Origin of the sequence: Prochlorococcus sp. MIT 1300, assembly GCF_034092375.1 — a bacterium.
Classification (GTDB): Bacteria; Cyanobacteriota; Cyanobacteriia; order PCC-6307; family Cyanobiaceae; genus MIT-1300.
In genome coordinates this window covers 1,785,669-1,802,357 of the sequence record NZ_CP139302.1, presented here as the reverse complement: position 1 = coordinate 1,802,357, position 16,689 = coordinate 1,785,669, and the positions used below count along the sequence as shown (strand labels likewise).

The following is a 16,689-nucleotide window of genomic DNA, read 5'->3' as shown; positions in this document are numbered from 1 at the left end:
AATCTCTAAGAATGATGCTTCCACGCTGGCAAGGTTTAAAAAATCCTAAAAGGGGGGTGTTCTGGACACGTTGGGATCAAACTGTGGCAATTGTTGCCGCAACAAATCTCATATGGATAATTTTTGATATCACTTATCTTCCTTTGAGACCTTTTTGGCTAGAGCGAAACCTATACCCGATGCCTTCTAGAAGACTAGCAATATCAATGAAATGGTTACCTAGCCCAGCCATTGCATATGATCAAATCAAAGGAATAAAACCACATGGACCAACCAAAGAGTATATAAAAAATTTCAAGGCGCTAGATCTAGCTCTTTCAGATTCTGTTTCAAGTGATGCTGCAACCAATAATATATTAAGCAAACAAATTTTATTGTCAAAAGAATTATTCAAAAAGGAGCCTTTCGATAGTCCAGAGCGTTCAGCTACATTACGGAAGCTAAAAAGACAAATGCAAGTAAAGTCTGGAAGGAATTCTTTTTTAGAAGCAAGTAAATATCTACTCAGCGAGGAATACTTGTCAACGAGCAATTGGTCAGAGGAGCGACTCTTCTGGCAAAGAAAAATTCTTCCTCTAATTCAAAGCAACTACAAAAGAAATATTGATTCAAATGGAAAACCTATTAACCTCGCCTGGAGAATAGACATCTTCTTCCAATCACTATTCCTCTTCGATATTCTTCTAAGAACTTTAAGGTTAAAATCACGCCTTCCGGGCATCACCCTGCGAGATGCTCTACTAAAAAGATGGATTGATCTTCCACTTTTCCTTCCCTTCTTAAGAGTTTTTAGATTATTCCCCATCACAGAAAGGCTTTCTAGCAGCGGGCTTATTCAAATCGAACCATTAAGAGCTGCTATTAGCCAAGCTGTAGTCGCACTTCTCTCAAGAGAACTCTTTGAGATTATTATATTAAGAGCCTTGGATTCAGCACAGAATGCATTTCGATCTCCACAACTGCCAGAAAGAATCAGGAACTTAAGAAGTGATCAAAAGTTTAACTCCAAGCAACCAAGCGAGTTAATAGAGTTACTTCGACTTTGGCTCCCAATACTTCTTACACAAGTAGGGCCCAGTATGCGCCCTCAATTAATCAATCTCTTTGGCCATGCCCTTCAACGAACAATGGAAAATAATCGAATTCCAACTCCACTAAATGGACTCAAAGTTATCGAACAAGCAGAGTCTAAATTTAGTAGCCAATTAGCAGAGAGAATGATAGACAAAATAATCGAAATATCTCAAAGGACAGGCAATCAAATAGCCCAAAAAGATCCTTTGATGGAGGAGCTAAGCATCAAAACCCTTAATCAATTCTGGGAAGAGCTCGCACTTGCGATGGAAAAAGACCCAGTTCTTGAGACAAGCCAATCACTAATATGGGCTTTAATTGAAGACCTAAAGAGATCAAGCATTCGTAAACTTAAAGATCAAGGTGCTGTTGATGAATTAATTACTGAATTAGATGGACTTAATTTCAGTTCAATAGAAGATTCGTCCACTCCTCCTGCTTAAAACCTACTAAAACCTTATTGTCTTTTGTTATGAGAAAAGGTCTTTTTACTAATTTACCATCAGAAGCCAATGCCTCGATAGCTTCATCATCACTCATCGCATTAACTACAGACGCACCTAGTTCCCTATAGCTAATACCACTAGTATTGAATAGTTTTTTCCTATTCAATAGTTGATTCTTTGCAATTAAAAGCTGATCTTTACCTGGCGGTTGATCAACTATATCAACAATCTCATGAGCGACCCCATTCTCTTTCAGCCAAGCAATGGCTCTTCGACAAGTTGAACAACGAGAATAGCTGTATACAACAACTGGCGGTGTTAACATCTTAGAGCAAGCAAGTTCTATAAAAACTAAATCAGGATAAAGGACTCCGGTCAAGAACCTTGTCTACATTTTGCAGCTTTAATACAACTCTGAAGCAAAGAATCAACTGCCTCAAAATCTCTCCATCCATCAATAACAATGACTCTTCCCTCAAGGCTTTTATAAGTACGAAAAAACTCAGCCACATCCTCTAGTTGATTGGGCGCAATTTGCTTGATACTAGTTATTCCTTCCTGACGGGGGTCTGCAACAGGTACACATAAAATTTTTCCGTCATAAGCACCAGAATCATGCATATCTAAAACACCAATTGGACGAGCTTTTATAAGGCACCCCGCAAAAGTAGGCTCCTCCATAATCACCATTGCATCTAAGGGAGCTCCATCTTCAGCAAGAGTATTAGGAATAAAACCATAATCAAAAGGATATCTCACTGAAGAATGCAGAACCCTATCGAGAGCCATTACTCCGGCATCGGCAAAATATTCGTATTTATTCCTGCTTCCCGCTGGTATCTCCACCAAGAGATTTACTAGTCCTGGTGAAGGAGATGGCGGAAGAGGACTTAGATCCATCGCTTTCGTATACCGTGGGAACCGTTATTAATCCTCCCAAAGGGCGATCTGCAAGCACTGCTCCAAAAGGTATGCCAATACTGGCGATCGCAATTAGGAGGCCCAACAGCGAAATTGAGGGGCCATCCCAACTGAAAGGTTCTTCAGGCTCAGGGCTCTGTTCATCTTCCTGTTCAGAAGCCTCTAAATGTGAGGAAAAACTAGAAGCGGACGATGCCTGAAAATTCATTCAGCCGAAATAAAGAGCAACCCATCAAATCCGATTGCAAATCGTGCAACCTTCATTTGGGAGGTTTGGACAGGTTCAATAAATCGAAACCGACCAAATCTCCTTATATTCTCTCATTAGAATGAATTCTATGCAGCAGTTCTATTGTGGAGGTCTCTATGACTAGCAAGATCAGTAGGAGATTCTTTTAAAGATTGGACCTCTAGCCTTAGAGCTCGCAACTCTTCAAGAATAGAAACCAATACCTGCTGGGTAGCTGTTGAGGGTGAATTTAAGACTTCAACAGTTACTTCTTTAATTCTAAGTATATCTTTGGCAAAGCGAGCTACTTCATTTGGGTGAAACAAAAGTGGGTCTTTCTGATCACTTCTATATTCAGGATTAAGCTTCCTAGGGTTAAAAGTAGGGTTTAAATCTCTCGGGTCAGTATTTGTATAACGATAAACAGATGCGCGAGATCGATTAAGAGACTTCTGTACATCATCAATTCCAACAAGCATTTCATCAGAGGGACTTGAAGGAGATATCTCTTTATTTAATTCAAAAGAAGATGAAGTTTCTGAAATGCCAGAAGTTACAGTTCCAGAAAACATCTGCGTCCACCATTGCCATTTTGCATTGACGGGAACTTAGCAGATGAGACTCATTACAGGGAGATCGATTATTGGAATCGTGACAGTTCTACAATCGACCTTTTCCTGATGGTAGGTATTATCTTCACACCAACCTCTTAATTCCTTACTAATGCGCTTCTCCCGGCTGATGCTGGTGACCCTTCGAGATATTCCCTCTGATGCCGAGATAGCCTCACATCAGTTACTTCTCAGAGGGGGCTTCGTCCGTCGCGTTGCGCCAGGCATATATGCATATATGCCATTGATGTGGAAAGTTTTGCGCAAAATTATCAAAATCGTCCAAGCAGAAATGGATGCTGCTGGGGCACATGAGACCTTATTACCTCAGCTTCATCCTGCCGAACTGTGGCAAAAAAGTGGGCGATGGCATGAATATACAGCAGGAGAAGGAATAATGTTTCATTTAAAAGATCGTCAAGGAAGAGAGTTAGGTCTTGGCCCTACTCATGAAGAAGTCATAACCAGTCTGGCTGGAGATCTTCTCAAATCATATCGCCAACTACCAGCAACTCTATATCAAATACAAAGCAAATTTAGAGACGAAATACGTCCAAGATTTGGCCTTATGCGAAGCAGAGAGTTCATCATGAAAGATGCTTACTCGTTCCATTCGAACTCAAAAGACCTAGAGAAATTTTACTCAATAATGGATAAAACATATAGAACTATATTCAACAATTGCGGCATAGAAACTGTTGCAGTTCAAGCAGATAGCGGAGCGATAGGAGGTGCATCTTCCCAAGAATTTATGGTAACAGCACAATCCGGAGAGGACCTAATACTTACTAGCCCTGATGGCGCATATGCGGCCAATCAAGAGAAAGCAGTTTCAGAACCAATTAAGGCGACTCCATTAGCATCCAAAGAAAAAATATCCACCATCAAAACGCCTTCTGCAGGAAGCATTCAAGAAGTTTGTTTAGCCTTAGGTATTAATCAAACACAAATAATAAAAGTACTAGTAATGACGGCCAGGCTAGAAAGTGGAGAGGTACAACCTCTCTTGTTAAGTTTGCGTGGAGATCAAGAGCTAAACGAGGTAAAATTATCCAATATTTTAAGAGATATATTCGGTGAAAATATTCTCAAAATCTCCCTAATTACAAAAGATGAAATTAAAAAGCAAGGATTGAATGACCTTCCTTTTGGTGCCATTGGTCCTAATCTTGAGGACAAAAATCTTGAAGGTGCTTTTACATGGAGAAAGAAATTCCTTCGATTAGCAGATCACACAGCCGCAAATCTAACCTGTTTTGCATGTGGCTCTAATTTAAAGAACTTCCACTTATTAGGTACTAGCTGGGGAAACCTTGGAGAGGCGCCAAAAGTAGTTGATATACGCAATGCAAAGGCTGGAGACAACTGCATACATGATAATCAACAAAAGCTAGAAGAAAAACGTGGTATTGAGGTTGGTCATATATTCCAGTTAGGTAGAAAATATTCCCAATCTCTGAATGCCGAGTTCACAAACGAATCAGGCCGCCAAGAACCGTTTTGGATGGGTTGTTATGGGATAGGAATTTCAAGGCTCGCACAGGCTGCTGTAGAACAAAACCATGACAATTTTGGAATCAAATGGCCACTCAATATCGCTCCATTCGAGGTAATTGTTGTCATTGCAAATTTAAAGGACGATGTTCAAAGGAATGCAGGGGAAGATTTCTACTCAAGACTCAAAGAAGAAGGTATAGATGCATTGATTGACGATCGCGCAGAAAGAGCAGGCGTAAAGTTCAAAGATGCTGATCTTATTGGGATTCCATGGAGAGTAGTCGTTGGGAGGGACGCTGCGAATGGACTAGTTGAAGTCGTCAAAAGAGCTACCAGCGAGACAAAGAAAATGGAAACCAATGAGGCACTTCGTGAGCTAATTAAAGAAATTCATGCTCTAAAGCTATAAATACTATGCAACTCCTCCTAGAGTTCTAATCAATTGCATTTCCAATAATGAAACTTGCCTTTGATGGTCTAGTCAAAAGGCTTATGAGATTAACGTTTACTCTCTTACTAGGCTCATGCATACTGCTTACCTCCTTCGTAAGTACAGCTGAAGCTCGTAGGTCCTCCATCTCTGGGGATTACGTTAAAGACACTGTTGCGGTTATTCATAGCTTGGAAGAAACCATAGCTTTACCTCAAGACTCTGAAAGTCACTCGACCGCAGAAAAAGAAGCTCTAGTTCTCATAACGGACTACATGTCCACCTATCGCAGCCGCAGAGACGTAGGTGGCCTCCAGTCCTTTACAACTATGCAAACCGCCCTTAATTCCCTAGCAGGCCATTACAAAAACTACTCCAACCGCCCTCTCCCTGAAAATCTCACTGAGCGCCTTAATAAAGAGCTAGCAAAAGCAGAAAAAACGGTCCTTCGAGGAAGTTGAAAAAATAATCTTCAATTCAGTTTTTTGACTCAGGGCATGTAGATCTGCCAGGGTTGTTGATTGTGCAGTAGAGCGGTTTCGAGCCGCAATGTCATTGGCCAACGTTGTAGTCGTCGGTGCTCAGTGGGGCGACGAAGGAAAAGGGAAGATCACAGACTTGCTAAGTCGTTCTGCCGACGTAGTTGTGCGTTATCAGGGTGGCGTAAATGCCGGACACACAATCGTTGTAGACGACGAGGTCTTAAAGTTGCACCTGATTCCCTCAGGCATTCTTTACCCAGATACAACTTGTCTAATCGGGCCTGGCACAGTAATAGATCCAAAGGTATTGCTTACTGAAATAGAAATGCTTTTAGAGAATGATATTGATATCACCGGTCTTCAAATTGCCTCAACAGCTCATGTAACTATGCCTTATCACCGCCTCTTAGATAAGGCGATGGAAAAACAAAGGGGAGAACAAAAGATTGGAACAACTGGAAGAGGTATTGGACCAACCTATGCAGACAAATCCCAGAGGAATGGAATCCGAGTAATTGACCTACTTGATGAACAAAGACTGCGAGACAGGTTAATCTTGCCTATGCAAGAGAAAAACGATTTACTTCAAAAAGTATTTGAAGTAAATCGTCTAGACCCAGAAAAAGTAATAGATGAATACCTTAAATATGGAAAACGATTGACTCCCCATGTAGTTGACTGCTCAAGAGCCATTCATCAAGCAGCTAGAAACAAAAAGAACATACTTTTTGAAGGAGCCCAAGGCACACTCCTTGACCTAGATCATGGAACATATCCATTCGTCACTTCTTCCAATCCAGTTTCAGGGGGAGCTTGCATAGGTGCAGGCGTAGGACCGACCCTTATAGATCGTGTAATAGGAGTTGCGAAGGCATATACAACTCGTGTAGGGGAAGGCCCATTCCCAACAGAACTCCAAGGAAGTTTAAATGACCAACTCTGCGATAGAGGAGGAGAATTTGGAACTACAACAGGAAGGCGAAGGCGATGTGGATGGTTTGACGGTGTTATTGGTAGATATGCAGTAGAAGTTAATGGTCTGGACTGCTTAGCAATTACCAAACTCGATGTCTTAGATGAACTAGATGAAATTCAAGTATGTGTTGCCTACGAACTAAATGAAAAAAGAATTGAATACTTCCCAAGTTGTTCTGAAGATTTTGCCAACTGCAAACCAATCTTTGAGCGCCTCCCAGGCTGGCAATGCTCAACTGCTGACTGCCGTCGTCTTGAAGATCTCCCCGAAACTGCCATGGCTTATTTACGGTTTTTAGCTGATTTAATGGAGGTCCCGATAGCAATTGTCTCTCTAGGTGCTAACCGAGACCAAACAATTGTGGTCGAAGACCCAATCCATGGGCCAAAGAGAGCTCTTCTTAGTGCCTGATAGATTCTCAATTTCAAGAACAAGCTAAACGACATTATTCATCATGTCTAAAAAGAAAAATTCAGGAAATAGTTCTTTAGATGTTGTAGGTATAGGAAATGCGATTGTAGATATTATTGTTCAAACTGATGATAAGTTTTTGACAAAAAATGGCCTAACTAAAGGCTCAATGGTGCTTATGAGTGAAGAGCAAGCACAAGAGGTTTATGACTCTTGTGGAAGCGGAATAGAAACTTCTGGCGGGTCAGCTGCAAACACACTTGCTGGGATTGCACAATTAGGAGGGAAGGCAGGCTTTATTGGACGAGTAAAGAGTGATCAGCTTGGAACAATTTTTGCCCACGACATTCGATCTGTAGGAGCACAATTTGACACTCCTCCAATTCAACAAGGTCCTTCAACAGCTCGTTGCGTCATCCTCGTAACTCCAGACGCCCAACGCACAATGTGCACTTATCTAGGAGCTTCTGTGCAACTAGAACCCAACGATCTTGACCTGACAATGGTTAAAGATGCAAAAATCCTCTACCTAGAGGGATATCTATGGGACAGCCCTGCAGCCAAAAAAGCGTTCGTAAGTGCCGCCAAAGCCTGCCTAGCATCAAAGGGGAAAGTATCACTATCACTATCAGACTCATTTTGTGTTAATAGGCATAGGAAAAGTTTTCAAGAACTTGTTGACGGCTATATAGATATTCTTTTTGCTAATGAATCTGAAATTACCGCCCTTTATGAGACTTCTAATGTGGAGGATGCAATCAAGAAGATTCAAGGCCGTTGTGAAATAGCAGCACTAACTTTTGGTAAAAAAGGTTCCGCAATTGTTACCCCAACTGATATCCATCCTGTTCCAGCAATTAATCTTGGCGAAGTTGTTGACACCACAGGGGCGGGTGACCTTTACGCCAGTGGCTTCCTTTATGGATTAACGCAAAACGAAACTTTATTGAACTGTGCAAAAATTGCCTCTATCTGTGCAGGCCAAATTGTTACTCAATTTGGCCCTAGATCAAGGACTTCGCTTAGCGATCTAATCAAGATGTATTTAAAATAAATTTTAATCACTTCAACTAGACTTGCTGCAGCTTACTGATGACTCTATCCAGTCAATGTACTCATTACTAGCTCTACAATTCAATTCAATGATTTCAGGAGTGGTGTAACTATGTTGTTCATTAATAACTTCACAAAGATCAGCCACAAGGCTTGGACTTGTTTTTATTAATAACTGCACTTCTTTAATGGCCTCAAGATTTCCTTCCCACCAAAAATGTGATTCAATGCTTCGCAAATTAACACAAGCTGCAAGTTTTCTTTTCAAAAGTGACTGAGCCAATTCAACTGCTTTCAGGTGACTACCCTCAGTAGTCAAAATTAAAACAACTTTTTTCAAAAGATTCGATCCTCTCAATTAAGTTTATTAAGGATAAGTCAAACTTTATTTCAATCAAATAGTTTTTATTTTAGCCAAAACTTCTTTCAAAGTGTTAACAACTTCTATTCCAAGCGGCTGACCAGGCCTTTCTACTAGCCAGAGATCAATGCCCAATTGGCGAGAGACCTCCCGCCATAGATGCTCTACAACTCCTCCTGATTGTCTACAAACAACAACATCAACATCCCATCTTCGGCAAAGGGCTGTTTCCAATGCAGCCGAAGAAAAGTTTTTAGATGGCCGAGCAACTGCCAAGTGACTTTCAGGGAGACCTGCAATAAGAGCGGTTCTAATGTTTATAGGGGAAGGAAGTACCCGAGCAAAAATGATTGCGCCTGCTTCTTTTGCTGAAGATACAGCTCTTAATAGGTGTCGTGACCCTATCGCAAGCAAAATCCTCTGGCCTTGTTCAGCTTTATTAGACAACTCTTCAAGACTTCCAAGGAACGTTGATCCCACTGAATCGGTCAAAGGACGCTCGAATCGAATCAAGCGTTTCTCAAAAGCCTTACATGCTTCCTGCAAATCCCTACTAATCACTGTCGCAAAGGGATGTGTTGCATCTACAACACAATCAATTTTGTTCTCGGAATTAGCAGCCTCAGAAAGAACACTACTAATCCCCTCAATGCCATCAAGAGGTCCAACCCAAAGATTTTCCAGAGCAAGCCCTTCGTAAGCAAAGGAAGCTTCAATCGAAACGACACTCACACTTACTTTGAAATCATGGTTTAAAAAAGCCTTCACAAATGCGGGGCCCTCCCCCGTTCCCGAGAGCAGCCATATATGCCGCTGGCAATTCCTGGCGGTGTGCATCAATATGACTCTCACTACTTGAGATAGAAATGAACCACTGTCTACTTGAAGTCGAAGTAATTCAACCTCCAACAGTTCGCTACACGCAAGATAATCAAACCCCTATTGCAGAAATGGAGGTTCGATTTGCTGGACTTCGTGCAGACGATCCACCAACTCAATTAAAAGTTGTCGGATGGGGCAATATGGCCCAAGAGCTTAAAAGCATAGTCAGCGTAGGACAAAGACTTTTGTTAGAAGGTCGTCTTCGAATGAATACAGTTCCTCGAAAAGATGGGACCAAAGAGAAACGTGCCGAATTCACTCTTGGTAAATTCCACCCTATAGGCCAAGCATCAAATCCCAAGGGTGAGAATTCCAGTACACCAAGCCCGTCTATATCACAAGTAGACAGTGCCTCTGATCAAAAAGTTCCAGTTGAGCCTGAATCACTCAATTGGAATAGTTCTCCATTAATCCCTGATACAGATGAAATCCCTTTTTGAGCTGCTCTAAGAATTTCAAAGACCCTCATCTAAATCCTTAGAGAGTTTTGCAAGTAATTGACCCAACTCTCTCTCCAAAGCAGCTAAATCAAAGCGAAGCTCTGGCCATCGCCCTCGGTCAATTTGTTCCAACAACCAAATTCTGTCAGCATCCAGCTGGGCAATCAACTTCAGGAGCTCATCCTGATCTCCATTTTTTATCTCCATAACAAGTGCTCCTGAAACCACATCTGGTGAATCTGGGCGCCAAAATAACCACATGAATTATCTACTAGCCCCAGGCAACCTCATTACCGTAACTGGTGCAGTTCTAACAGTTATAGGAACCGTTGCATACTTAACTGGTGCGGCAAACCTAAGTGTGCCAACACTTTTCTATGGCTTTCCCATCTTCATAGGAGGACTTGCACTAAAAACATCAGAACTACCTCCAGCGAAATTAATCAACAGTCAAAATGCTTTAAAAGCAGCAAAAGGAGAAGCCCCAGACGAATTAATAAAACTTGTAGGGGATGTTACCCGTTGGCGATATGGTCAAAAAGCTCACCTTGAGTCCTCTCTAGAAGTTTTGAAGCTATGGGACGAGGACAATCCACCACAACTGAAAGAAATCGAACTCTTAAAAAGTCCTGATGGATATGGAGCAAGGTTAAAATTTGAACTTGGTGGGGTTCCTCTAGGACGGTGGCAAGAACGTGAAGATCGACTAAGTCGCTTCTTTGCAACTGGATTGAAAGCAGATCTGAAAATATTGAATTCAGAAGAAATTGACTTAACCCTTCTTCCTATCAATGCCGAAAACACATCAACAAGTCAACATACAGATAATGAAAGCAAGCAAAGCCAGTGAGTGGATTTCCCCAAGACCTACCCAAACATCGCAGCGATGATGATCAACTAAGAGTTTCTGTACTCAGCGAGGCCCTTCCTTATATTCAACGATTTGCTGGACGTCGCATTGTTATCAAATATGGCGGAGCAGCAATGTCACATAAGAATCTCCAAGGGGCTGTCTTTAGGGATATAGCTCTCCTTTCTAGTGTGGGCGTACAGCCAATTGTCATTCATGGTGGTGGGCCAGAAATCAACCTTTGGCTTAAGAAGTTAAATATTTCAGCTGAATTTCGTAATGGATTAAGAGTCACTGATTCGAACACTATGGATATTGTAGAGATGGTCCTAGTAGGAAGAGTAAACAAACAAATAGTTAATGGCCTAAACATACTAGGAGCCCAAGCTGTTGGGCTCAGCGGAAGTGATGGCACTTTGGTTGAAGCTAGGCCTTTTGACAATGGAAGTCATGGACTTGTCGGAGAGGTGGCAAAAGTAAATCCAGAAGTTCTGGAACCACTTCTTGCTAAGGGTTATGTACCTGTAATCTCTAGCGTTGCGGCAACAACTGAAGGCTTTTCCCACAATATCAATGCAGATACTGTCGCAGGAGAAATAGCTGCCTCCCTTGGAGCAGAAAAAATAATTCTCCTTACAGATACACCTGGGATACTTAGAGATCAAAACAATCCAAACTCATTAATTCATCAGCTTCCTATTTCTGAAGCACGTCAACTTATCTCTGAAGGAATCATTTCTGGTGGCATGACTCCAAAAATTGAATGTTGCATTAGAGCCTTAGCTCAAGGAGTTTCAGCTGCTCACATAATTGACGGCAGAATTGCCCATGCTCTACTCCTCGAGGTTTTCACAGATGCTGGTATTGGAACAATGGTTTTAGGTCGAGGCTGATCGGTGAAAAACGAGCTGGCAAAGGCTGAGAAAGCCCTTGCTTGCGGGGATTATGGCCAGGTCCTTTCTTTATTAGAGCCACTAACGAAGGTATATCCCCCCAAGCAAGAAGAAGGAGCAAAAATTCGCATAATGATTGTTACAGCCTTAATGGGGCTTGGACAAGAACAAAAAGCAATCAAAATAGTTCGACAACTTACTCATGGCAAGAACCCAGAACTGCGCCAACTAGCTAAACAACTACTTGAGGTTCTCGAAGCTCCAAGCCTTCCAAGACCTTCTAATTGGTCTATTGATTTACCTGCTCTTGATTTAGAAGAAACAAACATAAGTTATCAGAAAAACAATGCTCGGTTTACAAATAAAACCAACAAAAATCTACCTCCTCTTCCACCAACTGGTCCCACAAAGGGAATGGACCTTGGCTTTACTTTCTTAGCCTTAACTATACTAATCAGTCTAACATTTCTTCTCAGTGGCTGCGTTCAAATTCAAACCAGACTAAGCATTCCAGGACCTAATCGCGTTTCATTAGACTGGGAAATCCAAACCTCAAGCCAACAAATACTGCCTTGGCAGAAAAAGTTAAAAGAATCCCTAAATTCTTCAGTTAGTGGACTTAAAATTCAAGAGCAAAGCCGTGGTTTACAAAAGATCTATTCGCCCATTCTTCAATCGAAGGATGCCAACATACTCCTTCAAGAAGTCTTTAAAGTGGCCACCGAAGAAGCTGGCATTGAACTACCTCCTCCAGAGTTAGTTCTAAATGAAAAGAACTGGTTAATAGGAGTTGAACAAAAGCTGATACTTCTAATAGACTTAAAAGATATGCCCAAGATTCCTGGTATAAATTTATCAATAGTTATAGACTCAAATTCATCTAAAAATATTAAGGCCAAGCCTAAATTAACTGCTCAAGACAACAAATTTCTTCGATGGGATATACAACCAGGAGCTCTAAACCAACTTGAACTTAAACGATGGCAATGGAGCGGGTTAGGGATAGGGACTTTTTTAATTTTTGGGTTACTTTCCTTAGCTCTAATTCTACAAAGCATACGTCTCAAGTTGGGCTTTGGCTTCCCTGAACTTCCTGCGTAGTTAATCTGTTTATTAAAGCTCAAGCGGATCGGGGTCAACACATAAGGCTACTCCTTTAGGCAAGGTATTCCACATAGTGGATCCGGCAGGAAGAGGCAAAGGACTTTTCTCTGGGCCATGGAGCAAAATTTGCCAGCGACTGCGGCCAGCCACCCTTGAGACTGGGGCGGGAGCAGGCCCGATTAGGCACCATCCATTTTTCAGGCATATCGACCTTAATTGTTCAGCAAGTCCTGCAGCAGCTGTTGCAGTAATAGAGGAAGATTTCCCAGTTAAGCGAAGCAGGCAAGCCCTGCTATATGGAACCAAGCCCGCTTCGCGACGGAGTTGGGATTCTTTTTTCAGAAACTCCTCATAGCGACCGTCCAATAAATGGAGAATCACAGGGTGTTCTGGGCAATAGGTTTGCACAATTACTTTTCCAGGGCGCTCTCCACGGCCTGCACGACCCGCCAATTGCATCATCAATTGCAAACTCTGTTCACCAGCTTGCAAATCCGGGCGATGCAATAAACCATCGGCAGCGAGTACTGCTGCAAGAGTGACCCTAGGGAGATCCATACCCTTTGCAAGCATTTGAGTACCAACAAGAACATCAGCCTCACCTGCTGCAAATTGTCCCAACAACCGTCGATGACCATCTCGGCCTCCAGTCGTGTCCCGGTCAAACTGCAAAAACCTCACTTCTGGCAATTCTTCTGATAAATGTTCCATCACTCGTTGAGTACCTGCACCAAATGGCTTAAAAGCATTTGACCCACATGCCTTGCATCTAGACGAAATAGTCTCGCGATAGTCACACCAATGACAGCGCAACCACTGCTTCCCATTCCTACTGCCGTGAACAGTGAGAGCCACGTCACAATGGGGGCACTCCACAACTTCACCACAACTACGACAACTTAAGAAACTGCTATATCCACGCCTTGGCACTAAAACAACAGCTTGTTCTCCTGAAGAAGGTAGAGCCGAGAGAGATTCCATCAATCCTCGACTTACTAATCGCTTATTGCCTTCTTCAAGCTCCTGGCGCATATCTATAACAGTCACAGAAGGTAATGGCTGGCTTGAAATTCGACGGGTTAGGCGCACAAGGTTTATTGAGCCCTGTGGTTTCAAAGACTTCCATGTGGAAAGTGATGGAGTTGCACTCCCCAGCAAAACTTTTGCACCTGTCCGCCTTGCTCGATCTAAAGCAAGTTCTTTAGCGTGATAACAAGGCATGACAGAATCTTGTTTATATGAAGAGTCGTGTTCCTCATCTAAAACAATTAGGCCAAGTTTTTTCATCGGCAAAAACACAGCCGATCGCGTACCAACTACGACCAATGGGGTATCAGACTCTAAACATCTTTTCCAGTTATTTATACGCTCTCTAGTAGAGCAATTACTATGATATTCTAAAACATCTGCACCAAATCTTCTCCGAAACCTATCCACTAACTGAGGCACAAGGCCAATCTCAGGAGTAAGAATCAAACTATTATTACCAGCCTTGATTTCCTTTGCTACAAGATTCAAATAAACCTCTGTCTTACCAGAACCAGTAACTCCCCAAAGGCACAAAGCAGAGCCAGCCGGTTGAGCAACGAAAGTCTCTACAGCTTGTTGCTGCTCAATAGTCAAATCCCTAGGCTTTTCTATAACATTCATCGCGCAATTTGGACTATTAAATCTATTGGGAGTCTGTAAAAATACTTTTTTTTCTCGGCGAGCAATACAGTTTTTAATCAGGCTTCGCATAGTTGATATACCAAAGCCTCTCGCTAGAAGATCCCTCTGCCATGCGCCTCCGCCGCAAATCACTAATTCATTAAATAATTCTGCTTGTTTCTTTGACCCAAATCCCTTAGAAGAATCAATATCCTTCTCGAGTTGCAACCACCACATTTCACGCGGCTCTTGCAATCTTGAGGGTTTCTGACCCAACCACCCTGGGGGCAACGCTGCTTTCAACATTCTGAAAGCACTGATATGACAACTAAAAGCAGAAGCCTCAATCCATTCTCGCCAAAGGGTGTCAACCGCTGCAGGCTGAATCAAAGCTTCAACCGCTTGCAAGGGGCGCCCACCCCTCACCTGAGGGTTCAACTTATTGGTTGATGAAAGGCGTTTCCCAACAACCAAGCCGTTCATTAAACGGCCTCGCAAACGCACTTGCACCAGATCTCCAATATCAACACCAAGATTCTTTGCGTCTTTATAGGTAAAAGAAAGCCCTTCCCTTCCTGCTTCTAACCAAACATCAACCTCAATAGGCAGAGAAGGTTTTTCAAGACTTGCAGAGCTCACAAGTTTTTTTTAGACTAAGTTTGTTGGACAGCCAAGAGGCTGTTGTCGGAACAAAGCAGTGTTCGTTCCGTCCAGTGGGAAGACATGAAGCTCTATCAAGTTGGAATTCTCCACGAAGATTGGCCTGTCTGAGAAAGCCCCTGACAACCCTGCAATGATCCACCCATTTCCACCCATCAGTTTTACCTCAAACCAGCAAAAGGGTTTCAATTGGGATTAAAAGAGTAAAATCACTCTTCCAAAAAAGGAAGTTGATAGATGCTCAAACGATCTAACAAGTTACCAAAGCCCTACTTTGAGGAGGTTTTATTTGATGAGGTTTTGTTCGTTATTTCAAATACCGAGTCTTCTTTTTTAATCAAGTAAACTTTATTTGAGGCTTCTAAATATGACTTCTGTTGCAACCAAGGTTTCCTCACCAAAGACGAAAGCCAAACCAACTTCTGCAAAAAAAGCGGGCAATGCACCAAAGGCTTCAACTGCCAAATCTAAGGCAAAGAAAGTGAAGCCCTCATCAAAAAAAACGAAGGCTATTCCATCAGCTAAAGCTTCTAGCAAAAAAACAACAGCAAAAGATACTAACAAGAAGTCTGAGGGAAAAACATTAGCTCCAATAGAAAAAACAACTGAAGTTTCTCTGAAATCAACAATCGAACCAAATACAACTCAAGCCCAAAGCGAAACAAAACTCGTTGATGCAACCTCTGAGATAGCAAAAGAAGCCAGAGCCAAAGCCCTTGCAAGCATCAAGATAGGGCCTAAAGGCGTATATACAGAGGATTCAATAAGGGTCTACCTTCAAGAAATTGGTCGTATCCGCCTACTTCGACCTGACGAAGAGATTGAGCTAGCAAGAAAAATTGCAGATCTTCTCCATTTAGAAGAGCTAGCCAATCAATTTGAAACTGATAACGGCCATTATCCAACCAATAAAGAGTGGGCAGCTCTTGTAGAGATGCCCAACATCAGATTTCGTAGGCGCCTGATGTTGGGTCGCAGGGCTAAAGAAAAGATGGTTCAATCAAATCTACGTTTGGTTGTCTCAATTGCTAAGAAATACATGAACCGTGGTCTTTCTTTCCAAGACCTCATCCAAGAAGGAAGCCTGGGCCTAATACGTGCTGCAGAGAAGTTCGATCACGAAAAAGGTTATAAATTCTCCACTTATGCCACTTGGTGGATTCGCCAGGCAATCACAAGAGCAATCGCCGATCAAAGTCGGACTATTCGACTTCCAGTGCACCTATATGAAACCATTTCACGAATCAAAAAAACCACTAAGGTCCTTAGCCAGGAGTTTGGTCGCAAACCAACAGAGGAGGAAATTGCGGAAAGCATGGAGATGACAATTGAGAAACTTCGCTTTATTGCTAAAAGTGCTCAATTACCTATTTCGCTAGAAACACCTATAGGGAAAGAAGAAGATTCAAGACTCGGTGATTTTATAGAGGCTGACATTGAGAATCCCGAGCAGGATGTAGCGAAAAACCTTTTAAGGGAAGACTTAGAGGGTGTTCTTGCAACTCTTAGTCCACGAGAAAGAGACGTTCTAAGACTTAGATATGGGCTTGATGATGGACGAATGAAAACACTTGAAGAAATCGGACAAATCTTTGATGTTACTCGTGAGAGAATTAGGCAAATAGAAGCTAAAGCATTAAGGAAGTTGCGTCATCCAAACAGGAATGGAGTATTAAAAGAATACATAAAATAACTTAGAATATTCTACCGCTTACATAG

At 42.1% G+C, this 16,689-nt stretch carries 18 protein-coding genes; 10 read left to right on the top strand and 8 right to left on the bottom strand.

Annotated features, from left to right (window positions below):
• The first annotated feature begins 11 nt into the window (after positions 1 to 11).
• Entirely contained in the window at positions 12 to 1,517 is a 1,506-nt protein-coding gene (locus SOI83_RS09390) for a hypothetical protein (protein ID WP_320676440.1), read from the top strand.
• Here SOI83_RS09390 and SOI83_RS09385 read toward each other — a convergent pair.
• The 4 genes from SOI83_RS09385 to SOI83_RS09370 form a co-directional block, all read right to left on the bottom strand.
• Positions 1,480 to 1,845, bottom strand: coding sequence for an arsenate reductase family protein (locus SOI83_RS09385; RefSeq protein ID WP_414153452.1), 366 nt, complete (start codon positions 1,843 to 1,845; stop codon positions 1,480 to 1,482). The genes SOI83_RS09390 and SOI83_RS09385 overlap by 38 nt on opposite strands.
• Positions 1,846 to 1,895: 50 nt before the next feature.
• Positions 1,896 to 2,420 (bottom strand): inorganic diphosphatase, encoded by a 525-nt coding sequence (locus tag SOI83_RS09380; RefSeq protein WP_320676438.1) that lies wholly within the window; start codon positions 2,418 to 2,420, stop codon positions 1,896 to 1,898.
• Positions 2,338 to 2,649 carry a hypothetical protein gene (locus SOI83_RS09375; RefSeq protein ID WP_320676437.1) on the bottom strand — a complete coding sequence of 104 codons (312 nt, stop codon included), beginning with the start codon at positions 2,647 to 2,649 and terminating at the stop codon, positions 2,338 to 2,340. The genes SOI83_RS09380 and SOI83_RS09375 overlap by 83 nt, the downstream gene beginning before the upstream one ends.
• A gap of 128 nt (positions 2,650 to 2,777) precedes the next feature.
• Complete coding sequence (locus SOI83_RS09370; protein ID WP_414153413.1) at positions 2,778 to 3,242, bottom strand: resolvase; 465 nt, start codon at positions 3,240 to 3,242, stop codon at positions 2,778 to 2,780.
• A 151-nt stretch (positions 3,243 to 3,393) separates the two neighbouring features.
• Here SOI83_RS09370 and SOI83_RS09365 point away from each other — a divergent pair, with 151 nt between their 5' ends.
• The 4 genes from SOI83_RS09365 (at position 3,394) to SOI83_RS09350 (ending at position 8,131) form a co-directional block, all read left to right on the top strand.
• Positions 3,394 to 5,187 (top strand): proline--tRNA ligase, encoded by a 1,794-nt coding sequence (locus SOI83_RS09365; RefSeq protein ID WP_320676436.1) that lies wholly within the window; start codon positions 3,394 to 3,396, stop codon positions 5,185 to 5,187.
• 47 nt (positions 5,188 to 5,234) lie between these two features.
• Positions 5,235 to 5,669 (top strand): photosystem II protein Psb27, encoded by a 435-nt coding sequence (gene psb27 / locus SOI83_RS09360; protein WP_320676435.1) that lies wholly within the window; start codon positions 5,235 to 5,237, stop codon positions 5,667 to 5,669.
• A gap of 88 nt (positions 5,670 to 5,757) precedes the next feature.
• Positions 5,758 to 7,077 carry an adenylosuccinate synthase gene (locus tag SOI83_RS09355; protein ID WP_320676434.1) on the top strand — a complete coding sequence of 440 codons (1,320 nt, stop codon included), beginning with the start codon at positions 5,758 to 5,760 and terminating at the stop codon, positions 7,075 to 7,077.
• A gap of 40 nt (positions 7,078 to 7,117) precedes the next feature.
• The gene (locus SOI83_RS09350) at positions 7,118 to 8,131 is read left to right on the top strand and encodes an adenosine kinase (protein ID WP_414153451.1); all 1,014 of its coding nucleotides are present in this window, start codon (positions 7,118 to 7,120) and stop codon (positions 8,129 to 8,131) included.
• Positions 8,132 to 8,143: 12 nt separating this feature from the next.
• Here the strand turns inward: SOI83_RS09350 and cutA are convergent, their stop codons facing one another.
• Together cutA and SOI83_RS09340 are read right to left on the bottom strand one after the other, a co-directional pair.
• Positions 8,144 to 8,488, bottom strand: a complete 345-nt coding sequence (gene cutA, locus SOI83_RS09345; protein ID WP_320676432.1) for a divalent-cation tolerance protein CutA — start codon at positions 8,486 to 8,488, stop codon at positions 8,144 to 8,146.
• A 36-nt stretch (positions 8,489 to 8,524) separates the two neighbouring features.
• Entirely contained in the window at positions 8,525 to 9,328 is an 804-nt protein-coding gene (locus tag SOI83_RS09340) for a precorrin-6A/cobalt-precorrin-6A reductase (RefSeq protein WP_320676431.1), read from the bottom strand.
• 29 nt (positions 9,329 to 9,357) lie between these two features.
• Here SOI83_RS09340 and SOI83_RS09335 point away from each other — a divergent pair, with 29 nt between their 5' ends.
• Positions 9,358 to 9,813: a single-stranded DNA-binding protein gene (locus tag SOI83_RS09335; RefSeq protein WP_320676430.1), complete on the top strand. Its 456-nt coding sequence runs from the start codon at positions 9,358 to 9,360 to the stop codon at positions 9,811 to 9,813.
• A gap of 15 nt (positions 9,814 to 9,828) precedes the next feature.
• Here SOI83_RS09335 and SOI83_RS09330 read toward each other — a convergent pair whose 3' ends face one another.
• Positions 9,829 to 10,020 (bottom strand): hypothetical protein, encoded by a 192-nt coding sequence (locus SOI83_RS09330; RefSeq protein ID WP_320677745.1) that lies wholly within the window; start codon positions 10,018 to 10,020, stop codon positions 9,829 to 9,831.
• A gap of 52 nt (positions 10,021 to 10,072) precedes the next feature.
• Between SOI83_RS09330 and SOI83_RS09325 the strand changes: the two genes are divergently transcribed.
• From SOI83_RS09325 to SOI83_RS09315, 3 genes are read left to right on the top strand one after another with little or no spacing between them, the layout of a single operon-like run.
• On the top strand, positions 10,073 to 10,663 hold the full coding sequence (locus SOI83_RS09325; RefSeq protein WP_320676429.1) for a DUF2854 domain-containing protein: 591 nt from the start codon (positions 10,073 to 10,075) through the stop codon (positions 10,661 to 10,663).
• Positions 10,660 to 11,556 (top strand): acetylglutamate kinase, encoded by an 897-nt coding sequence (argB, locus tag SOI83_RS09320; protein ID WP_320676428.1) that lies wholly within the window; start codon positions 10,660 to 10,662, stop codon positions 11,554 to 11,556. Before SOI83_RS09325 ends, argB begins: the two co-directional genes overlap by 4 nt.
• A gap of 3 nt (positions 11,557 to 11,559) precedes the next feature.
• Positions 11,560 to 12,657, top strand: a complete 1,098-nt coding sequence (locus SOI83_RS09315) for a DUF3153 domain-containing protein (RefSeq protein ID WP_320676426.1) — start codon at positions 11,560 to 11,562, stop codon at positions 12,655 to 12,657.
• A gap of 12 nt (positions 12,658 to 12,669) precedes the next feature.
• Here SOI83_RS09315 and priA read toward each other — a convergent pair whose 3' ends face one another.
• Positions 12,670 to 14,949, bottom strand: coding sequence for a primosomal protein N' (gene priA, locus SOI83_RS09310; RefSeq protein WP_320676424.1), 2,280 nt, complete (start codon positions 14,947 to 14,949; stop codon positions 12,670 to 12,672).
• Positions 14,950 to 15,451: 502 nt separating this feature from the next.
• Here priA and rpoD point away from each other — a divergent pair.
• Complete coding sequence (gene rpoD, locus SOI83_RS09305; protein ID WP_414153412.1) at positions 15,452 to 16,663, top strand: RNA polymerase sigma factor RpoD; 1,212 nt, start codon at positions 15,452 to 15,454, stop codon at positions 16,661 to 16,663.
• Positions 16,664 to 16,689 lie beyond the last annotated feature (26 nt).

Coding starts and splice junctions, on each gene's coding strand:
- SOI83_RS09370 (WP_414153413.1), bottom strand. CDS start 3,242: ATGTTTTCTGGAACTGTAACTTCTGGCATTTCAGAAACTTCATCTTCT.
- psb27 (WP_320676435.1), top strand. CDS start 5,235: ATGAAACTTGCCTTTGATGGTCTAGTCAAAAGGCTTATGAGATTAACG.
- SOI83_RS09375 (WP_320676437.1), bottom strand. CDS start 2,649: ATGAATTTTCAGGCATCGTCCGCTTCTAGTTTTTCCTCACATTTAGAG.
- SOI83_RS09340 (WP_320676431.1), bottom strand. CDS start 9,328: ATGCACACCGCCAGGAATTGCCAGCGGCATATATGGCTGCTCTCGGGA.
- SOI83_RS09390 (WP_320676440.1), top strand. CDS start 12: ATGATGCTTCCACGCTGGCAAGGTTTAAAAAATCCTAAAAGGGGGGTG.
- SOI83_RS09330 (WP_320677745.1), bottom strand. CDS start 10,020: ATGGAGATAAAAAATGGAGATCAGGATGAGCTCCTGAAGTTGATTGCC.
- SOI83_RS09335 (WP_320676430.1), top strand. CDS start 9,358: ATGAACCACTGTCTACTTGAAGTCGAAGTAATTCAACCTCCAACAGTT.
- SOI83_RS09355 (WP_320676434.1), top strand. CDS start 5,758: ATGTCATTGGCCAACGTTGTAGTCGTCGGTGCTCAGTGGGGCGACGAA.
- SOI83_RS09380 (WP_320676438.1), bottom strand. CDS start 2,420: ATGGATCTAAGTCCTCTTCCGCCATCTCCTTCACCAGGACTAGTAAAT.
- SOI83_RS09325 (WP_320676429.1), top strand. CDS start 10,073: ATGAATTATCTACTAGCCCCAGGCAACCTCATTACCGTAACTGGTGCA.
- SOI83_RS09365 (WP_320676436.1), top strand. CDS start 3,394: ATGCGCTTCTCCCGGCTGATGCTGGTGACCCTTCGAGATATTCCCTCT.
- SOI83_RS09385 (WP_414153452.1), bottom strand. CDS start 1,845: ATGTTAACACCGCCAGTTGTTGTATACAGCTATTCTCGTTGTTCAACT.